This window comes from Niveibacterium sp. 24ML (genome assembly GCF_026586805.1).
Taxonomy (GTDB): Bacteria; Pseudomonadota; Gammaproteobacteria; order Burkholderiales; family Rhodocyclaceae; genus Niveibacterium.
In genome coordinates this window covers 48,042-64,426 of sequence record NZ_JAPFHA010000020.1, presented here as the reverse complement: position 1 = coordinate 64,426, position 16,385 = coordinate 48,042, and the positions used below count along the sequence as shown (strand labels likewise).

13 protein-coding genes are annotated in these 16,385 nt (G+C 65.3%); 10 read left to right on the top strand and 3 right to left on the bottom strand.

Annotated features, from left to right (window positions below; genetic code table 11):
* Positions 1-21 precede the first annotated feature (21 nt).
* The 10 genes from OPU71_RS16085 (at position 22) to aroG (ending at position 13,716) form a co-directional block, all read left to right on the top strand.
* Positions 22-3,885 carry a YhdP family protein gene (locus OPU71_RS16085; RefSeq protein ID WP_267729031.1) on the top strand — a complete coding sequence of 1,288 codons (3,864 nt, stop codon included), beginning with the start codon at positions 22-24 and terminating at the stop codon, positions 3,883-3,885.
* The gene (locus tag OPU71_RS16080) at positions 3,882-4,688 is read left to right on the top strand and encodes a carbon-nitrogen hydrolase family protein (protein ID WP_267729029.1); all 807 of its coding nucleotides are present in this window, start codon (positions 3,882-3,884) and stop codon (positions 4,686-4,688) included. Before OPU71_RS16085 ends, OPU71_RS16080 begins: the two co-directional genes overlap by 4 nt.
* Positions 4,689-4,755: 67 nt before the next feature.
* Complete coding sequence (gene tldD / locus OPU71_RS16075) at positions 4,756-6,207, top strand: metalloprotease TldD (protein ID WP_267729028.1); 1,452 nt, start codon at positions 4,756-4,758, stop codon at positions 6,205-6,207.
* Positions 6,208-6,217: 10 nt separating this feature from the next.
* Positions 6,218-6,979: a hypothetical protein gene (locus OPU71_RS16070; RefSeq protein ID WP_267729027.1), complete on the top strand. Its 762-nt coding sequence runs from the start codon at positions 6,218-6,220 to the stop codon at positions 6,977-6,979.
* 269 nt (positions 6,980-7,248) lie between these two features.
* Positions 7,249-8,238, top strand: coding sequence for a sulfate ABC transporter substrate-binding protein (locus OPU71_RS16065; protein WP_267729026.1), 990 nt, complete (start codon positions 7,249-7,251; stop codon positions 8,236-8,238).
* A gap of 48 nt (positions 8,239-8,286) precedes the next feature.
* Positions 8,287-9,168: a sulfate ABC transporter permease subunit CysT gene (cysT, locus tag OPU71_RS16060; protein WP_267729025.1), complete on the top strand. Its 882-nt coding sequence runs from the start codon at positions 8,287-8,289 to the stop codon at positions 9,166-9,168.
* Complete coding sequence (gene cysW / locus OPU71_RS16055) at positions 9,165-10,037, top strand: sulfate ABC transporter permease subunit CysW (protein ID WP_267729024.1); 873 nt, start codon at positions 9,165-9,167, stop codon at positions 10,035-10,037. The genes cysT and cysW overlap by 4 nt, the downstream gene beginning before the upstream one ends.
* A gap of 30 nt (positions 10,038-10,067) precedes the next feature.
* A complete protein-coding gene (locus tag OPU71_RS16050) occupies positions 10,068-11,129 on the top strand; it encodes a sulfate/molybdate ABC transporter ATP-binding protein (RefSeq protein ID WP_267729023.1) in 1,062 nt (353 codons plus the stop codon).
* 217 nt (positions 11,130-11,346) lie between these two features.
* Positions 11,347-12,375, top strand: coding sequence for an SGNH/GDSL hydrolase family protein (locus OPU71_RS16045; RefSeq protein WP_267729022.1), 1,029 nt, complete (start codon positions 11,347-11,349; stop codon positions 12,373-12,375).
* Positions 12,376-12,633: 258 nt separating this feature from the next.
* Positions 12,634-13,716 carry a 3-deoxy-7-phosphoheptulonate synthase AroG gene (gene aroG / locus OPU71_RS16040; protein WP_267729021.1) on the top strand — a complete coding sequence of 361 codons (1,083 nt, stop codon included), beginning with the start codon at positions 12,634-12,636 and terminating at the stop codon, positions 13,714-13,716.
* Between the two features lie 69 nt (positions 13,717-13,785).
* Here the strand turns inward: aroG and OPU71_RS16035 are convergent, their stop codons facing one another.
* The 3 genes from OPU71_RS16035 to moaC are packed head-to-tail and all read right to left on the bottom strand — an operon-like array spanning position 13,786 to position 16,299.
* Positions 13,786-14,256, bottom strand: coding sequence for a SixA phosphatase family protein (locus tag OPU71_RS16035; protein WP_267729020.1), 471 nt, complete (start codon positions 14,254-14,256; stop codon positions 13,786-13,788).
* Positions 14,253-15,761: a CYTH and CHAD domain-containing protein gene (locus OPU71_RS16030; protein ID WP_267729019.1), complete on the bottom strand. Its 1,509-nt coding sequence runs from the start codon at positions 15,759-15,761 to the stop codon at positions 14,253-14,255. Before OPU71_RS16030 ends, OPU71_RS16035 begins: the two co-directional genes overlap by 4 nt.
* 55 nt (positions 15,762-15,816) lie before the next feature.
* Positions 15,817-16,299, bottom strand: coding sequence for a cyclic pyranopterin monophosphate synthase MoaC (moaC, locus tag OPU71_RS16025; RefSeq protein WP_267729018.1), 483 nt, complete (start codon positions 16,297-16,299; stop codon positions 15,817-15,819).
* Positions 16,300-16,385: the final 86 nt, after the last annotated feature.

The window sequence follows — 16,385 nt, the reverse complement described above, 5'->3', positions numbered from 1 at the left end:
GATTGTATTTCGCTGTTGCCGATGCTGCCTTCGTATTTCCGCTTCCAGTTATCCCGCTATGCGCCCCACGGATTGCAGACCCGCTGGGTGCGTGTCGCATTGTGGGCGGCCGTGGTGGCCTATTTCGCGGGCGGGATCGGCTTGCTGGTGCTGCGGCACGCGCTGCTGCCCCAGGCAGGCCAGTGGCGCCCGCAGATCGAACAAAGCCTCTCGCAAGCCCTTGGCCAGACTGTCACGATTGGCCATCTTCATGCCGATTGGGATGGCCTGCGGCCGCGCTTGCGCTTGCGCGACCTGACCCTGCAACCCCATGGTGGTGGGGTGCCGCTGCATCTGCAGGCGGTGGATGCATCGATGTCGTGGCGATCGCTCTTCGTTGGCGGCTTGCGCTTGCATCAATTGGTGGTGGATCGACCCGCGCTGACCCTGGTCCGCGAAACCGATGGCGCGATCCATCTGGCCGGTTTTTCGGCCGCGCCCGGCGAAGACGATGCGGCCATGCGCGAATGGCTGCTCGATCAGCGTGCGATCGTGATTCGCGACGCCGAGGTCGTGTGGCAGGACTTGCTGCGCGGCGCGCCGCCCCTGCGCCTGTCCCGTCTGAACCTGCGGCTTGAAAGTGCCGGCAAGACCCACCGTGTGGGCCTGACCGCGAGCCCGCCGGCCCCGCTGGCGACGCCGCTGGATCTGCGGGGCCGGATCAAGGCCGATCCGGGTGCGCCGGTGAGCGAATGGTCGGGGGAGCTGTATGCCAGCGTGGACCGTGCCGACTTCGCCGCCTGGAAGCCTTGGCTGGATTGGCCGCAAGCGCTGCTGTACGCGCGTGGTGGCGTACGCGTCTGGCTCGGGTTCGAGCAGGGTGGGTTGACGCTGGGCGTGGCCGATTTTGCCTTGCGTGGGCCGGCCCTGCGGTTTGCCGGTGAAGCCGAGCCGCTGCGCCTGGGCTGGATCAGGGGGCGGCTGGAGGCCATGCGGCAAGGCGGTGTGTTGCGCCTGGCAGGGCGCGATCTGGCGCTGCGTACCGATGAAGGCGGTGAGATGTCCGCCGCGAGTTTCCGTTTCGAGCGCGCCGCCGGCGCGGCAGGTGAGCCTGCCCGTGCCGAATTCAGTGCCCAGTCGCTCGATCTTGCGGTGCTGACCTCGATCATGCGCCGCGTGCCGTTGCGATCGGCCCTGCGCAGCCAGTTGCAGGCGCTGGCGCCGCATGGCCGGATCGAGCGCATTGACCTCGGCTGGGAAGGCGAGGGGGGCATGCCCGCCCGCTACCGCATGGCTGCCCGCTTTGCCGGCCTGGGCCTTGCGCCGCAGGGGCTGTGGCCGGGCGGCACGGGCTGGTCTGGCACGGTGTCGGCGACCGAGCGCGGTGGTCAGTTCGAGCTGAATGTCGACAAGGGGGCGCTGGCCTTGCCGGCCGTGTTCGATGCCGGGGACATCGCGATCGAAGCGGCAAACTTCTCGGGTGACTGGCAGCTCAACAACGGGCAGGCCAGTGTGCGGCTGGCGCGTGCCGAGTTTCACAACAAAGATGCCAGCGGCAGCGCCAAAGGTGTGTGGCGAACCAAGGGCGAGGGGCCCGGCGAAATCGACATCGAAGCGCGGCTCTCGCGCGCGGACGGCAGCGCAGTCTGGCGCTACATGCCGACGGTGGTGGATGCCGAGGTGCGGCACTGGCTGCGCGATGCGATTACCCACGGCGAGGCCCAAGACGCCACGCTGGTGTTGCGCGGCGATCTCGCCAATTTCCCCTTCACCGATGATCCGAAAGGGGTGTTCACGGTGGATGCGCGGGTGCTCGGTTCGCGCCTTCAGTACGCGCCTGACTGGCCAGCGATTGACGACATCGATGGGCGCTTGCGTTTTGAGCGCGCGCGAATGGAAATCCACGCCGATCGTGGCAAGGTGTTCGGCGCCCAGGTGTCGCAGGTACGGGCGGTGATCGAAGACCTGGAGCTGGGCGCGCTGGCCATCGACGGCAAGGCAAGCGGTCCGACGCGGGAGTTTCTGCAATTCATCAATGCCAGCCCGATTGCCGACAAGGTGGGCTATTTCACCCGCGGCGTTGACGCCACCGGCGATGGCGCGCTGACCTTGCGGCTTGCCGTGCCGCTGGCCGAGCCGGAGAAAACCACCACCGAAGGCGAGTTCCGCTTTGCCGACAACCGTTTGCGACTGCTGCCGGGCTTGCCCGACCTTGAGTCGGCGAGCGGGCGCTTCGGCTTTACCGAGTCGCGCTTTTCGATTCCGGAAGCCAGCGGCGCCTTCCTTGGCACCCCCGTACGGGTGCGCGGCGACACACGGCGCGATGGTGCAATCGAGATCGAGGCCCATGGCAGTGTCAGCGCGCGGCATCTTGCCAGCCTTTACCCGGCACAGGCGTGGGATCACATCGCGGGCGAAACGCCGGCCATCGCCCGCATCGTGGCGCGTGAGCACGATGTGGCCCTGACGCTCGAAACCAGCCTGCTGGGTGTGGCGTCGAGCCTGCCCGATCCGCTCAATAAGTCGGCGGGCGAGGCTTTGCCCTTCTCGCTGGACTGGCGATGGCAGAACCAGTCGCAGCAGGCGCGGCAGCAGGTCGAGGCGCAGCTCAAGGGGCGCGCGCGCTTGCGCCTGGCGATTCACGAACAAGATGGTGCGCTCAAGATTGACCAGGGGGTGCTGGCACTTGGCACGGCGGATGTGGCTTTGCCAGGCCGCGGCCTGGCCTTGCGGGCGCGGGTGGACCATCTGGATCTGGACGCCTGGCGCGACGCGCTGGGCAGCGCCGGGCAGGATGCCGGCACGCCGCCCTTCGATAGCGTGGCGGTGCACGCGGGCGACCTGGTGCTCAGGGGCTTGCGCTTTCACGATCAGGGCTTGGTGGCGCAGCGTGAAGGCGAACGCTGGCGCGGGCAGCTCGACGGCCCGGCTGCCGAGGGCAGCATCAGCATCGACACGCGTGGCGCCGGGCAAATCGAAGCCCGCCTTTCGCGCCTTGCGCTGCTGCCGGTGCAGTCCGCTCGCACGCCGGCAAGGCGGCTCGATCCCAAGGCGGGCGCCGCGCGCTTGCCGCAAGTCGATCTGAAGGTGGGCGCGCTGATGTACGCCGCGCGCGATGTGGGGGCCTTGTCGTTGCGCGGCGCGCCCGATGGTGAAGACTGGCAGCTTGAACAACTGCTGCTGAGCAATGACGACGGCCGCATTTCGCTCAACGGCGCCTATCAGGGCGGCCAGACGCGCGTGCGTTTTGATCTTGATGCCCGCGATGCCGGCGCGCTGCTGGGCCGGCTGGGCCACCCCGGGCTCTTGCGCCGCGGTGAAGTCACGGCCCGCGGCGCGCTTGCCTGGCGGGGCGATCCGGCCACGCCTGACATCGCATCGCTTTCCGGCGACTTCACGCTGACCGCCGCGTCCGGCCAGTTCAGCAAGGTCGATCCGGGGATGGGGCGGCTGCTGGGCGTGTTGAGTCTGCAATCCTTGCCGCGCCGGGCCACGCTTGATTTTCGCGATGTGTTTTCGGAAGGATTCGCCTTCGACAGCGTTTCCGGTAGCATGAAAATTCACCAGGGCATCATGCGTACCGACGATCTCCGGATACGTGGGCCTGCTGCACGGGTGTCGATGCAGGGCAGCGTCAACTTGGCGACCGAAACTCAGGCCTTGCGCGTGCAGGTGCAGCCCACCCTCTCCGAAACCGTGGCGCTGGGGGTTGCCCTGGGGCCGGCGATCGGTACGCTCAACCCGGCCGTCGGGCTGGTGGCCTACCTGGCCCAGAAGATCCTGAGTGATCCGGTCGAGAAGATGTTCACCTACGACTACGCGGTCGATGGCAGTTGGGCCGAGCCGCGTGTGCGCAAACTGGACGGCGCACCGGCGCTTGAAGAGAACAGCGGAGGCAAACAGTGAGCCAACGATATCGTGTTGCCGCGGTGCAGATGGTCTCCGGCCCGGATGTGGGCGAAAACCTGCGCGAGGCCGAGCGCCTGATCGCCGAGGCCGCCGCGGGTGGTGCGCAACTGGTGGTGTTGCCGGAGTACTTTGCGCTGATCTCGCCGGACGAGCAGGCCAAGTTCGCGGTGTGCGAGGCCGAGGGCGATGGCCCGATGCAGCGCTTTCTGGCCGATACGGCGCGGCGCTACAAGGTCTGGCTGGTGGGCGGAACGATTCCCCTGCGCGCGCAAAGCCACGACAAGGTGCGCAATGCGGTGCTGGTGTTCGACGACGCCGGGCAGCGGGTGGCGCGCTACGACAAACTGCACCTGTTCGGCTTTCGCAAGGGCAATGAGGCGTACGATGAATCGCGCACGATCGAAGCGGGCGCCGAAATTGTCACCTTCGATGCGCCCTTTGGCCGCGTCGGGCTGGCCGTTTGCTATGACCTGCGCTTCCCTGAGCTCTTCCGCGCGATGGGCGACCTGGCCCTGATCGTGCTGCCGGCCGCCTTTACCGAAACCACCGGCCGTGCGCACTGGGAGGTGCTGCTGCGTGCCCGCGCGGTGGAAAACCTTTGCTATGTGCTGGCCAGCGCACAAGGGGGCGAGCACCCCGGTGGCCGGCGGACCTGGGGCGAGAGCATGCTGATCGACCCGTGGGGGGCGGTCTTGCAGCACCTGCCGCGTGGCGCGGGCGTCGTGATTGGCGAGATTGACCCTGAACACCAGCGGAGCCTGCGCGAGAGCCTGCCCGCCTTGCAGCACCGCCGCCTTTGATGGCGCGCGACGTGGCCCGGCTGGCGCCGCGTTGCAAGCGCTTCACCCGATCTGACACAGGATGAACATGAGCACACCGACACACGAACACCCGATGGACACCGCGCACCGCCTGCTGCTGGCGCCGGGGCAGCTTGATCTGGCTTCGATCGACCGCTGTTTTGGCACGCTGATGACGCATCGGCTCGACTACGCCGACCTGTACTTCCAGTACCAGCGCTCTGAGGGCTGGAGCCTGGAAGAGGGCATCGTCAAGGCGGGCAGTTTCAGCATCGAGCAGGGCGTGGGCGTGCGGGCGGTGAGCGGCGAAAAAACCGCCTTCGCATACTCTGACGACATCACCGTGGCTGCGCTCGATGCCGCCGCGCAGACCACCCGGGCAATTGCGGCGGCCGGCGCCGGGCGGGTGGTGCCGGTGCGCGCGGCCAAGCAGGTCAAGCCGCTCTACCTGGCAGACGATCCGATCGGCTCCTTGCCCGATGCCGAGAAGGTGCGCCTGCTCGAACGCATCGAGCAGATCGCGCGCAGCCTGGATCCGCGCGTCACGCAGGTGATGGCCTCGCTTGCCGCGACCTGGGAAGTGGTGATGGTGGCGCGATCCGACGGCCACCTGGCCGCGGATGTGCGGCCCCTGACCCGCCTCTCGGTGGTGGTGATCATGGAAGAGGGCGGGCGCCGCGAGCAGGGCTCGGCGGGCGGTGGCGGGCGCCATGACTACGCGGCGTTCACCGACGAGGTGCTGCGCGACTACGCGCTCAAGGCGGTGCATCAGGCCAGCACCAACCTGTCGGCCCGGCCGGCACCCGCGGGCATGATGACCGTGGTGCTCGGCAATGGCTGGCCGGGCATCCTGTTGCATGAAGCCATCGGCCACGGCCTGGAGGGGGACTTCAACCGCAAGGGCAGCTCGGCCTTCGCCGGCCGCATTGGCGAGCGGGTTGCCGCCAAGGGCGTCACCGTTGTGGATGACGGCACCCTGCCGGGGCGGCGTGGTTCGCTGACGGTGGATGACGAAGGCAACCCGACCCAGCGTACGGTGCTGATCGAAGACGGCATCCTGACCGGCTATATGCAGGACATGACCAACGCCCGCCTGATGGGCGTGGCGCCAACCGGCAACGGCCGTCGGGAATCCTTCTCGCACCTGCCGCTGCCGCGCATGACCAACACGATCATGCTGGCTGGTGAGCGCGATCCGCAGGAGATCATTGCCTCGGTCGAGCGCGGGCTGTATGCGGTGAACTTCGGTGGCGGCCAGGTCGACATCACATCCGGCAAGTTTGTCTTCTCGGCGGCCGAGGCCTGGATGATCGAGAACGGTAAGCTGGCCTACCCGGTCAAGGGGGCAACCCTGATCGGTAACGGCCCGGATGCGCTGACGCGGGTGTCGATGATCGGCAACGACCTCGCGCTCGATCCGGGCGTGGGCACCTGTGGCAAGGAAGGGCAAAGCGTGCCGGTCGGGGTCGGTCAGCCAACGATCCGCCTCGACGGGCTGACTGTTGGTGGCACTGCTTGAGGGGCCCGGCATGAAACGTCGCGATCTGTTGCTCGCTTCCGCTTCAATGATCTTGCCCGCTGGGGCGCTGGCGGCGAAGAAGGCCGCCCCGCAGGCCTCGCCCCTGGTAACGATCAATCGTGCCGGCATGCTCGCCATGCATGCCGAGCGTATCGGTCGCTGCTGGATCCAGATGGGCGTGGGGATCGATACCCAGCGCGCCGGCATGCAGTTGCAGCAATCGACGCGGGAGTTCGAACAGATTTACGCCTCGCTCGACCGCACGGTGAGTGGCGAATTGATCCTGCTGATCGAACAGCGCTGGCGGGTCTACCGCATGGCCTGGGGGGCGAAGCCCGCACCCGATGGCGTGCGTCGATTGAGTTCGCTGGCGCAGGATCTGAGTGATCAGGCGATGAAACTGGCAGCGCAATTGGCCAAGGCGCAGCCGGGCGATGGATCGCGCCGCCTGTTGGGTGGATCGGAGATACGCATGCTGACTCAGCGCATGGCGCGACTGGCGCTGACTCGGCAATGGGGCATGGCCCCGCCTGATGTTTCGCTGGTGCTGGCGCAGCAGCGCAAGACATTCTCCGCACAGCTTGGGGCGCTGGTCGCCGACACTGCGCTGCCGGAAAACGCGCGCGCCGATATCGAACTGGCGCGCCAGCAGTGGACCTTTTTTGATCAGACCCTGGCAACGGCTGAGGACCTGAAGGCGGCGACACAGGCGGCGGGTTTGTCGGAGCGCATGCGCGAGTTGCTGGACGGCTTCTGCACCCATGTGAGCTAAGGAAGGCCTGAATAAGTGGCTGCGACGGCGCATCGCTGCGTTGCGGCGTGCTCGCTCCCGCGCCTATCCCTTTGATATGTCTTGGTCGCTGCGCGCGCCGCGCCTTGCGCTGCATCCCTCTCGCTCACTTATTCAGACCTTCCCTAAGGCGCCGCAGCGTCACGGGCCTTTATATGAATTTCCTATTTTGAAATTCAGTTTTAGTGGTTCGTGGTTCTAATGGAATTCGGGAAAATCGCGGCTCGACTGTTTTCGAGGTGTGCCGCGCCATGAAGCGAATTCTCCTAGCTGCCCTGTTTTCGGTGGTGTCCGTCGCGTCCAGCGCGCAGGTGTCATTGCTGAACGTCTCGTACGACGTCTCGCGCGACTTCTACAAGGATTACAACCCGCTCTTTGCTGCGGCCTGGAAAGCCAAGACCGGTGAGACCCTTGAGCTCAAGCAATCGCACGCGGGTTCGACCAAGCAGGTTCGTGCGGTGGCCGACGGGCTGGAAGCCGATATCGTGACGATGAACCAGGCCACCGATATCCAGTTTCTGGTGGACAAGGGTTTGGTCGTGACCGACTGGGCGAAGAAGTTCCCCAGCGCGGCTTCGCCTTACACATCGACGATGGTGTTCATCGTCCGCAAGGGCAACCCGAAGCAGATCCGCAACTGGCCGGATCTGGCCAAGTCGGGCATTGGCGTGATCTTGCCGCACCCGAAGAACACCGGTAACGGCCGTTACAGCTACCTGGCGGCCTGGGGCTGGGCACAAAGTCAGCCGGGTGCCACGCAGGAGAGCGCCAAGGGTTTTGTCGCAGCGATGCTGCGCAACGCGCCGCTGTTTGCGTCCGGCGGCAGGGATGCCACCACCTCGTTCATGCAGCGCAGGCTCGGCGACGTGCTGGTGACCTTCGAGTCGGAAGCCGAACTGATTGCGCGCGAGTTCGGTCGCGGCGAGTTCGAAGTGGTCTATCCGAGCCAGTCCATCCTGGCTGAGTTCCCGGTTGCGCTGGTCGAAAAGACGGTGGACCGGCGCAACACGCGCAAGCAGGCGCAGGCCTACCTTGAATACCTGTGGTCGCCTGCCGGGCAGGAGGTTGCGGCGCAGAACTACCTGCGTCCGCGCGATGCGGCGGTCTTGAAGAAGTACGCGGCGCAATTCCCGGCGATCAAGACCTTCACCGTTGATGAGGCCTTCGGCGGTTGGAGCAAGGCGGCAGCCACGCACTTCAAGGATGGCGGCAGCTTCGACCAGTTGTACGTCAACAAGTAAGCGACCAGGCAGAGGCCGCGCGATGGCGCGCGGCCCGCGAACCGTACGATGCGAAACTCCCAACACAATGTTCTGCCCGGGCTGCGGCTATCGCTCGGCTACGCGATCACCTATCTGTCGCTCCTGGTGCTGATTCCGCTTGGCGCGCTGATCGCCAAGAGCAGCGCCTTGTCACCGGCTGAATTCTGGGCCGTTGCCAGCGCCGATCGTGCGCTGGCGGCCTACCGCGTCACGTTCGGCGTTTCGCTCGTGGCGGCGCTGATCAATGCGGTGTTTGGCCTTATCGTGGCCTGGGTGCTGGTGCGCTATACCTTCCCCGGCAAGCGCTTCGTCGATGCGCTGGTTGATCTGCCCTTCGCGCTGCCCACGGCGGTGGCGGGCATCACGCTCACTACGCTGTATGCCAGCAACGGCTGGCTGGGGCGGTGGATCGAACCCTTGGGAATCAAGGTGGCATTTACGCCGATCGGCATCATGGTGGCCTTGACCTTCGTGACCTTGCCCTTTGTGGTGCGCACGCTGCAGCCGGTAATCGAGGACATCGAGCCGGAGGTGGAAGAAGCGGCCGCCACCCTGGGGGCCAGCCGGGCGCAGACCTTGTGGCGGGTCATCCTGCCGCAGCTGTTTCCGGCCTGGCTGACCGGCTTCGCGCTGGCTTTCTCACGCGCGATCGGCGAGTACGGTTCGGTGATCTTCATTGCCGGCAACATGCCGATGGTGTCCGAAATCACCCCCTTGCTGATCATCTCGAAGCTCGAGCAGTACGACCTGGTGGGCGCGACCGTTCTCGCCGTGGTGATGCTGGTGATCTCATTTGTCTTGCTGCTGTCGATCAACCTCTTGCAATGGTGGGCCGCCAGGCGGCACAGCGGCGGCGGGCCGGTCGAGGCGCTAGCGCCCGCCGCGCGGCGTGAAGGGGCGGCAGCATGAACCGGCGTGCGGCAAGCAATGAATCGCGGCCCGTGCGCTGGGTGCTGTGCGCGATCGCGTTCAGCTTTCTCTTCCTCTTCCTGGTTTTGCCTTTGCTCGCGGTGTTCAGCGAGGCACTGGCCAAAGGCTGGGCGCTGTACCTGGAGGCGCTCAAGGAACCCGAGACGCGCTCGGCGGCCGGGCTCACGATCCTGATCGCAGCGCTGGTGCTGCCGTTAAACATTGCTTTCGGCGTTGCGGCGGCGTGGGCAATCGCGAAGTTCGACTTCCGTGGCAAGAGCCTGCTGACGACCTTGATCGATCTGCCGTTTGCGGTGAGCCCGGTGGTGGCAGGGTTGCTGTTCATCCTGATCTTCGGTGCCCAGGGCTGGTTCGGCCCCTGGCTGGCCGAGCGCGACATCAAGATCATCTTCGCCGTGCCGGGCATGGTGATCGCGACCCTGTTCATTACGGTGCCCTACATCGCACGCGAGCTCATTCCGCTGATGCAGTCGCAAGGGCGCGAGGAGGAGGAGGCCGCTGTTTCGCTTGGCGCGTCCGGATGGCAGATGTTCTGGCGGGTGACCCTCCCCAATATCAAGTGGGGTCTGCTGTACGGGGTGATCCTCGCCAACGCGCGGGCGATGGGGGAATTCGGCGCGGTGAGCGTGGTGTCCGGTCATATCCGCGGTGAGACCAACACGCTGCCGCTGCATGTCGAGATTCTCTACAACGAGTACAACGCGATCGGCGCCTTTGCCGCGGCGAGCATTCTGGCGCTGCTGGCGCTGGTCACCCTGCTCGCCAAGACGCTTGTCGAGTGGCGCATGCGGCGTGAAACGCAAATGCTGGGCGCGACCCTTCCGCCCGAGCGCACGGGTGCGCAGTAACTGAATGCCAATGAATCAGAGAGTCCTCAAATGAGCATCGGAATCCGCAAGATCGGCAAGCGCTTTGGCAGCTTCGTGGCGCTCGACGACATCTCTCTCGACATCCCGACCGGCGAACTGGTGGCCTTGCTTGGCCCTTCGGGCTGCGGCAAAACGACCCTGCTGCGCATCATCGCCGGCATGGAAGTGCCCGATGCGGGGCAGGTGCTGTTTGCCGGTGAAGAGGCTACCCACCTTCATACGCGCGAACGTCAGGTCGGCTTCGTGTTCCAGCACTACGCCCTGTTTCGGCACATGACGGTGTTCGAGAACGTCGCGTTTGGCCTGCGCGTGAAGCCGCGCGGTGAGCGTCCTGCGGAAGCGAAGATCCGTGAAAAGGTGATGGATCTGCTCAAGCTGGTGCAACTGGACTGGCTGGCCGGCCGCTATCCGAGTCAGCTCTCGGGGGGGCAGCGCCAGCGGATTGCGCTCGCCCGTGCGCTGGCGGTGGAGCCGCGCGTGCTGCTGCTCGACGAACCGTTTGGCGCGCTCGATACGCAGGTGCGCAAGGAACTGCGGCGCTGGCTGCGCCGACTGCATGACGAAATGCACATCTCCAGCGTGTTCGTCACGCATGATCAGGAAGAAGCGCTTGAGGTGGCCGACCGGGTGGTCGTGATGAACCAGGGGCGGATCGAACAGGTTGGCTCGCCGGACGAGGTGTACTCGAACCCGGCAACGCCCTTCGTCTATCAGTTCCTCGGTAACGTGAACGTGTTCCACAGCCGCATGCACGGCCCATGGGCCGAAGTCGGGCGCGAGGCCTCGGCGCACGCACAGGCCTTTGTCCGCCCCCACGACATCGAGATCCTGCGCGAACCCGCGCCTGCTGCGCTGCAGGCCGAGGTGGCACATGTGCAGGCGATCGGGCCGGTGGTGCGCGTCGAGCTGCTGCACCAGAGCGAGATCATCGAGGTCGAGCTCTCGCGTGAGCGACACCAGCAACTGGCGCTCGCCAGCGGTGAGGTGGTCTGGCTCATGCCGAAGCAGGCCACGGTGTTCGCCGGGCGCGATGCGGCGCCCCGCCGGTGGGAGCCCGACTGGGCAATCTGAATCGCGCGGGTGCGTCGCGAGCACGCGACGATGGGAAAGCCGATACGCGCGCTGTATGCACTTGGGATTGGGTGACAAGCATGTCACGCTTGGCCCTGGAAAATCGACGCTCGAGCAGCAAAGGATGTCGTTGCACGGCTACATTGTGCCTAGCGGCGCGCTGTCGATGACAAATCCAGTGGCCCCGATTGCAACCCATCGATTGTCGGAGAACTCCATGTCAAAACCTAGCGTTGTTCGTGCGTGGTCGGCCACCCGCTCCTTGTTTGTTGCTTCGGTCCTGCTGCTTGGCGGAGGCGGGCAGGCTTGGGCAGCCCCGTTCAGCCAGATGATCCTGTTTGGCGATTCGTTGTCTGACCCCGGCAACTTCTACGCAGCCACCGGCGATTTCGCACCGCCACCGCCGGCCTATTGGAACGGGCGCTTCAGCAATGGCCCGGTGGCCGCGGAATACCTTGCCAGCAAGCTTGGTTTCAGCAGTGCCCAGGTGAGCAACTACGCGGTGTCCGGCTCATACACCGGCACGGACAACGCGGTGTTGCACGATCCGCTGTACATCAACGATCCGGTGCTTGGTCCCGTGCTGGCGACGGCAGACCTCCCCGGCATGCGCACGCAGATGGAGCGCTACCTTGCCCAGCATACGGTTGACTCGAATGCACTGTACGTCGTGTGGGGCGGGCCGAATGACTTTGCGGCGCTGATGCGCGACCCCGCGAGCACGCCGCAGGCCTACCAGGCCGCCGTGATCGAGGCGGTGACCAATCTTGCGACCATTACGCAAACCCTGATCATGAGCGGCGCGCAGCATGTCATGGTGGGCAACATGCCTAATCTGGGCCGCACTCCCGGCGCTGCGCAGGCAGGGCCGCAGGCCGTTGGCGCGGCCACTGGGCTGAGCATCGGTTTCAACAGCGTGCTGGACCAGGCACTGAGCGGCATTGACGCGATGGCGCCGGGGCGCGTGGTGCGCTTCGATGCCTTCTCGGCGGTGGAAGGTATTGTTGCGAATGCTTCGGCTTTTGGCCTGACTGAAACCCAGGCGGCCTGCCTCTGGACCAGCTGCGCCATGGACCCGACGATGTGGAACCAGCATCTGTTCTGGGATTGGCAGCATCCGACGACCTACGCCCATGAACTGCTGGCGGATGCCATGTTTGATGCCGTGGTGCCGGAGCCCGGCTCCCTGGCATTGGCAGGCATCGCGCTGTTCGCCGTGATGCTGGGGCGCCGTCGCTCGGCCTGATGGCATGCCAGGGCTGGCGCGTGTTCGCGCCGGCCGAGTGCCGAACAGGGCGCACCGCAGGTGCGCCCTGTTCGTTGATGCGCAGGCCTCCGGCGCCGCTGATCAGTTGTGGGCGGCCGGTTGGGCGGGCGCTTTGGCGTGCTGTGCATGGTGCGCCGCGGCAGCCAGGCGACTTGTGCGCTATAATCGTGCGCTAAATTTTGGTTGTAGCGCAAAAAATTGCGCTCGCATCCCTGCCTTTTCCCGGAACCCTGAACCATGAATGCCTCTACCCGCTTGCATATCGACGACGTCCGCATCCGCGAAATCAAGGAACTGGTGCCGCCGGCCCATGTCCTGCGTGAGTTTCCGGCCACACCGCAAGCGGCCCAGACGGCCTATGACGCACGCAGCGGCATTCATCGTCTCCTGCATGGTCAGGATGATCGTCTGCTGGTGGTCATTGGCCCGTGCTCGATTCACGATACCGAAGCGGCCAAGGATTACGCACGCAAGCTCAAGGTAGAAGCAGACCGCTTGCGCGATGACTTGCTGGTGGTCATGCGGGTGTATTTCGAGAAGCCGCGCACTACGGTGGGCTGGAAGGGCTTGATCAACGACCCGATGCTCGACGGCAGTTTCAAGATCAACGAAGGCATCCGCATCGCGCGCGAACTGCTTTGGGAGATCAACGAGATGGGATTGCCCTGCGCGACCGAGTTCCTCGACATGATCACCCCGCAGTACATCGCTGATCTGATCTCATGGGGCGCGATCGGCGCCCGCACCACCGAGTCGCAAGTGCATCGGGAACTGGCTTCGGGGCTGTCCAGCCCGGTTGGTTTCAAGAACGGCACCGACGGCAACGTGAAGATCGCGGTGGATGCAATCAAGGCCGCTGCCAGCCCCCACCATTTCCTGTCGGTGACCAAGGCGGGCCATTCGGCGATTGTCTCGACGGGCGGGAATGAAGACTGCCACCTGATCCTGCGCGGCGGCAAAACCACCAACTACGATGCGGCCAGCGTGGATGCCGCTTGTAAGGAACTGGCGGCGTCCAGCGTGGCGGCCAAGGTGATGGTCGATTTCTCGCACGCCAACAGCAGCAAGCGCTACGAGCGCCAGATCGTGGTGGCACAGGATGTGGCGGATCAGCTTGCTGCCGGCGAAGATCGCATCATTGGTGTGATGGTCGAGTCTCACCTGAAGGACGGCCGGCAGGATCTGGTGCCGGGCAAGCCGCTGGAATACGGCAAGAGCATTACCGACGCTTGCATCGGGTGGGAAGACAGCCTTGGTGTGCTCGACACCCTGGCTGCGGCGGTGCGTCAGCGCCGCGTGGCCCGCGCCACCGCCGACTGAGCTGAACTGCTGCAAACGAGAACGGCGCCCGCGGGCGCCGTTTTTTTTATTCTGGCCGTGCGCGGCGCGTCAGGTGAGTTCAGCCGGGACCACGGCCTTGAGGATGGTTTCGCGCACGCCATGGCGTTCGCGAACGCGGAACCACCAGATCGAACCCTTCTTCACCGACATTTCGGCCCCGGCCTGGCCGAGCAGCATCGCAGCCACTTCGCCCAGCGTGGGTTGATGGCCAACGACCAGCACCGCGCCGTCGGTCTTGGGCCAGCCGGCTGCTTCAAGCAGGCTCTCGGGGCTGCCGGAGGTGCTGACGCGCGGATCAATCGCAATCTTGCTTGAGAAGGGCGCCACGGTCTGACGCGTGCGCGTTGCCGGGCTGACAATGATCTTCAGATCCTTCGGCGCATTGCGCGTGAGCCATCTCGCCATGCGCTCGGCCTGGTCGCGGCCCTTCTCGGTCAGGGCGCGGGTTTCGTCAGGGCTGCTGTACTCGGCTTCGGCATGCCGCCACAGGATCAGATCCATGCCTTTGGCGGTGCTCATTTTTCCTTCTTGTTCTTCCATGGGGTCTCGCTGGTGAGCAGGGTTTTAGCGTCGGCCAGTGCTTTGGCGCGGAGCTGCGCGATGCGGGGGGCATGCCAGCCGGCGGTGAAGGCGCGCGCGGCCGCGAGGCCGGGGTCGTCGCCAGACACCTCGGCCAGCAGTCGGTTGCCCATTGCGGCGTCGTTGATGTCACCCAAGCCATCCTGCAGTGTTGCGAGCGCCCGGGCGTAGGCTTGCACCGCGTTGGGCGCCCAGAGCGCGCTGAAGAAATCGAGCCCGTAGCGCAGTCGTTTCAGCACGATGCGTAGTTGATGCAGCTGCGCCGCGTCACCGGCATCTGCCGCCGCAAGGCAGGCAAGCGCTTTCTTGTGGACCCGCCGCATCGCGCGCCGAGCCAGTTTGCTGATCGATCCCGCATCGGCATCGGGCAGCGAATGAAGTGTGGCGGCCAGTTCCAGTTGCGCGCGGCCCCGCTCGGCGGCGCTCTCCTTGCTGCGCAGTTTCTTGCGTTGATCGTCGCGGTGCAGTTCCAGGGTGCGCACCAGGCGGTTGAGGTCGTCACCGACCTTGCAGGTGGTGGTGATCGGCAGCAGCAGGGTAGAGAGCACGACATCGGCGTCGCGTGCGCCGCCGAGGCTGTCGGCGAGTGCCTTGAACAGCGCGGAATAGCGGCTTCGCAAAGGCTTGGGCAGCGCATCGCGGAACAGCGAGATCAGTGTGCGGAAGCGGCGCAGGGCGACCCGCGCTTGATGGACGAACTCGGGGTCATCGAGTCGCAGTGCAAGGTTCTCGTTGGCTTGCCACATCGCCAGGGTTTCGTAGGCAAGCGTCAGGAATGCCTCGTGCGCGGGCATCTTCGGGTCAAGCGCAACATGGCGCGCACGTCGTGGCGAGGGCTTGATGTTCTGATGCAGTTCGTACCCGCGCTGAGCCTTGCTGGCGTCTTCCGGGTGCAAGGGCAGTTGCTCGGCCAGTTGCAGGGCCAGTGCGTAAAGCTCGCGGGGGTCGCCGGACACCAGTTCGAGTTCAAGTTCGCAGAGTGGGCTGCTGCGGCCACCGGCCTCGATGCTGCCTTCGTCGATCATTGCCAGAATCACGACGCCCGGCTTGGGCGTCAGGCGCCGCGTGCTGCGCGCGAATGTGGTGGTGAAGATCGGCGCCAGGCGTTTCTTGACGCTCTCGAGCGCGCTTCGGACCTCAGCTGCGTCGATCTGGCTGAAATCGAAATGCTCGCCATCAGAGGGCTGTTCCCATTCCGGCCTGCTCGCCAGGCCGCCCAGCGATGCGGCAGCGCACTTGACCGTCTGGATCCAGTTCTCGCCGTCCTTGCGCATTCGCACCGCGATCTTGCGTGCCCGCAGTTCCAGGCCCGGCGTGTCGAAGTAGGTGTTGAGCAGGATGCCATTGGCGCCTTCAAGCGGCGCCTCGGCAATCAACGGGTTGCTCCGCAGCGCGGGCAGCGCTTGCGGCGCCAGTGCGAGTTTGAGTTCGACTTCCTTGCTCATGCGCGGGATCGGTATGAAGGTTGGTTTGCGTTGAGGGTGCGAACAGCGTGGACAGTCACTCGGCCTGCCAGTGCCCGGACTTTCCGCCGAGTTTTTCGATCAGGCGGATCTCGCCGATCTGCATGCCACGATCGACCGCCTTGCACATGTCGTAAATGGTCAGCAGCGCCACCGATGCGGCGGTCAGCGCTTCCATTTCAACCCCGGTGCGGCCCACGGTTTCTGCGGTTACCAGCACCTCGATGCTGGGGTTTGCCTCGTCGACAGTGAAGTCGACGGAAACATGGGTCAGCGGAATCGGGTGACAGAGCGGAATCAGGTCGGCGGTGCGCTTGGATGCCTGAATCCCCGCGATCCGCGCAATGCCCAGCACATCGCCCTTTTTTGCGTCACCGCGCAGGATCAGTGCAAGCGTGTCCGGCAGCATCGAGATGCGCCCCTTGACGCGCGCAATGCGCGTTGTTTCATGCTTGGCACCCACGTCGACCATGTGGGCCTCGCCGCGCGGGTTGAAGTGGGTGAGTGTTGCGTCTGGCATCGTGATCGTCAGGATTGGCGGGGCGTTGCGGTACGACTGGCTGGGGAAGATTTGTTATCTTCTGTTGGTCACCGCAAAGGCTTTGC

Bases quoted from the DNA above. Each gene is read 5' to 3' on its own strand.
- OPU71_RS16085 (WP_267729031.1), top strand. From the start codon at position 22: ATGCTGCCTTCGTATTTCCGCTTCCAGTTATCCCGCTATGCGCCCCAC.
- tldD (WP_267729028.1), top strand. From the start codon at position 4,756: ATGAGCACACCGACACACGAACACCCGATGGACACCGCGCACCGCCTG.
- OPU71_RS16070 (WP_267729027.1), top strand. From the start codon at position 6,218: ATGAAACGTCGCGATCTGTTGCTCGCTTCCGCTTCAATGATCTTGCCC.
- OPU71_RS16065 (WP_267729026.1), top strand. From the start codon at position 7,249: ATGAAGCGAATTCTCCTAGCTGCCCTGTTTTCGGTGGTGTCCGTCGCG.
- cysT (WP_267729025.1), top strand. From the start codon at position 8,287: ATGCGAAACTCCCAACACAATGTTCTGCCCGGGCTGCGGCTATCGCTC.
- cysW (WP_267729024.1), top strand. From the start codon at position 9,165: ATGAACCGGCGTGCGGCAAGCAATGAATCGCGGCCCGTGCGCTGGGTG.
- OPU71_RS16050 (WP_267729023.1), top strand. From the start codon at position 10,068: ATGAGCATCGGAATCCGCAAGATCGGCAAGCGCTTTGGCAGCTTCGTG.
- OPU71_RS16045 (WP_267729022.1), top strand. From the start codon at position 11,347: ATGTCAAAACCTAGCGTTGTTCGTGCGTGGTCGGCCACCCGCTCCTTG.
- aroG (WP_267729021.1), top strand. From the start codon at position 12,634: ATGAATGCCTCTACCCGCTTGCATATCGACGACGTCCGCATCCGCGAA.
- OPU71_RS16035 (WP_267729020.1), bottom strand. From the start codon at position 14,256: ATGAGCACCGCCAAAGGCATGGATCTGATCCTGTGGCGGCATGCCGAA.
- OPU71_RS16030 (WP_267729019.1), bottom strand. From the start codon at position 15,761: ATGAGCAAGGAAGTCGAACTCAAACTCGCACTGGCGCCGCAAGCGCTG.
- moaC (WP_267729018.1), bottom strand. From the start codon at position 16,299: ATGCCAGACGCAACACTCACCCACTTCAACCCGCGCGGCGAGGCCCAC.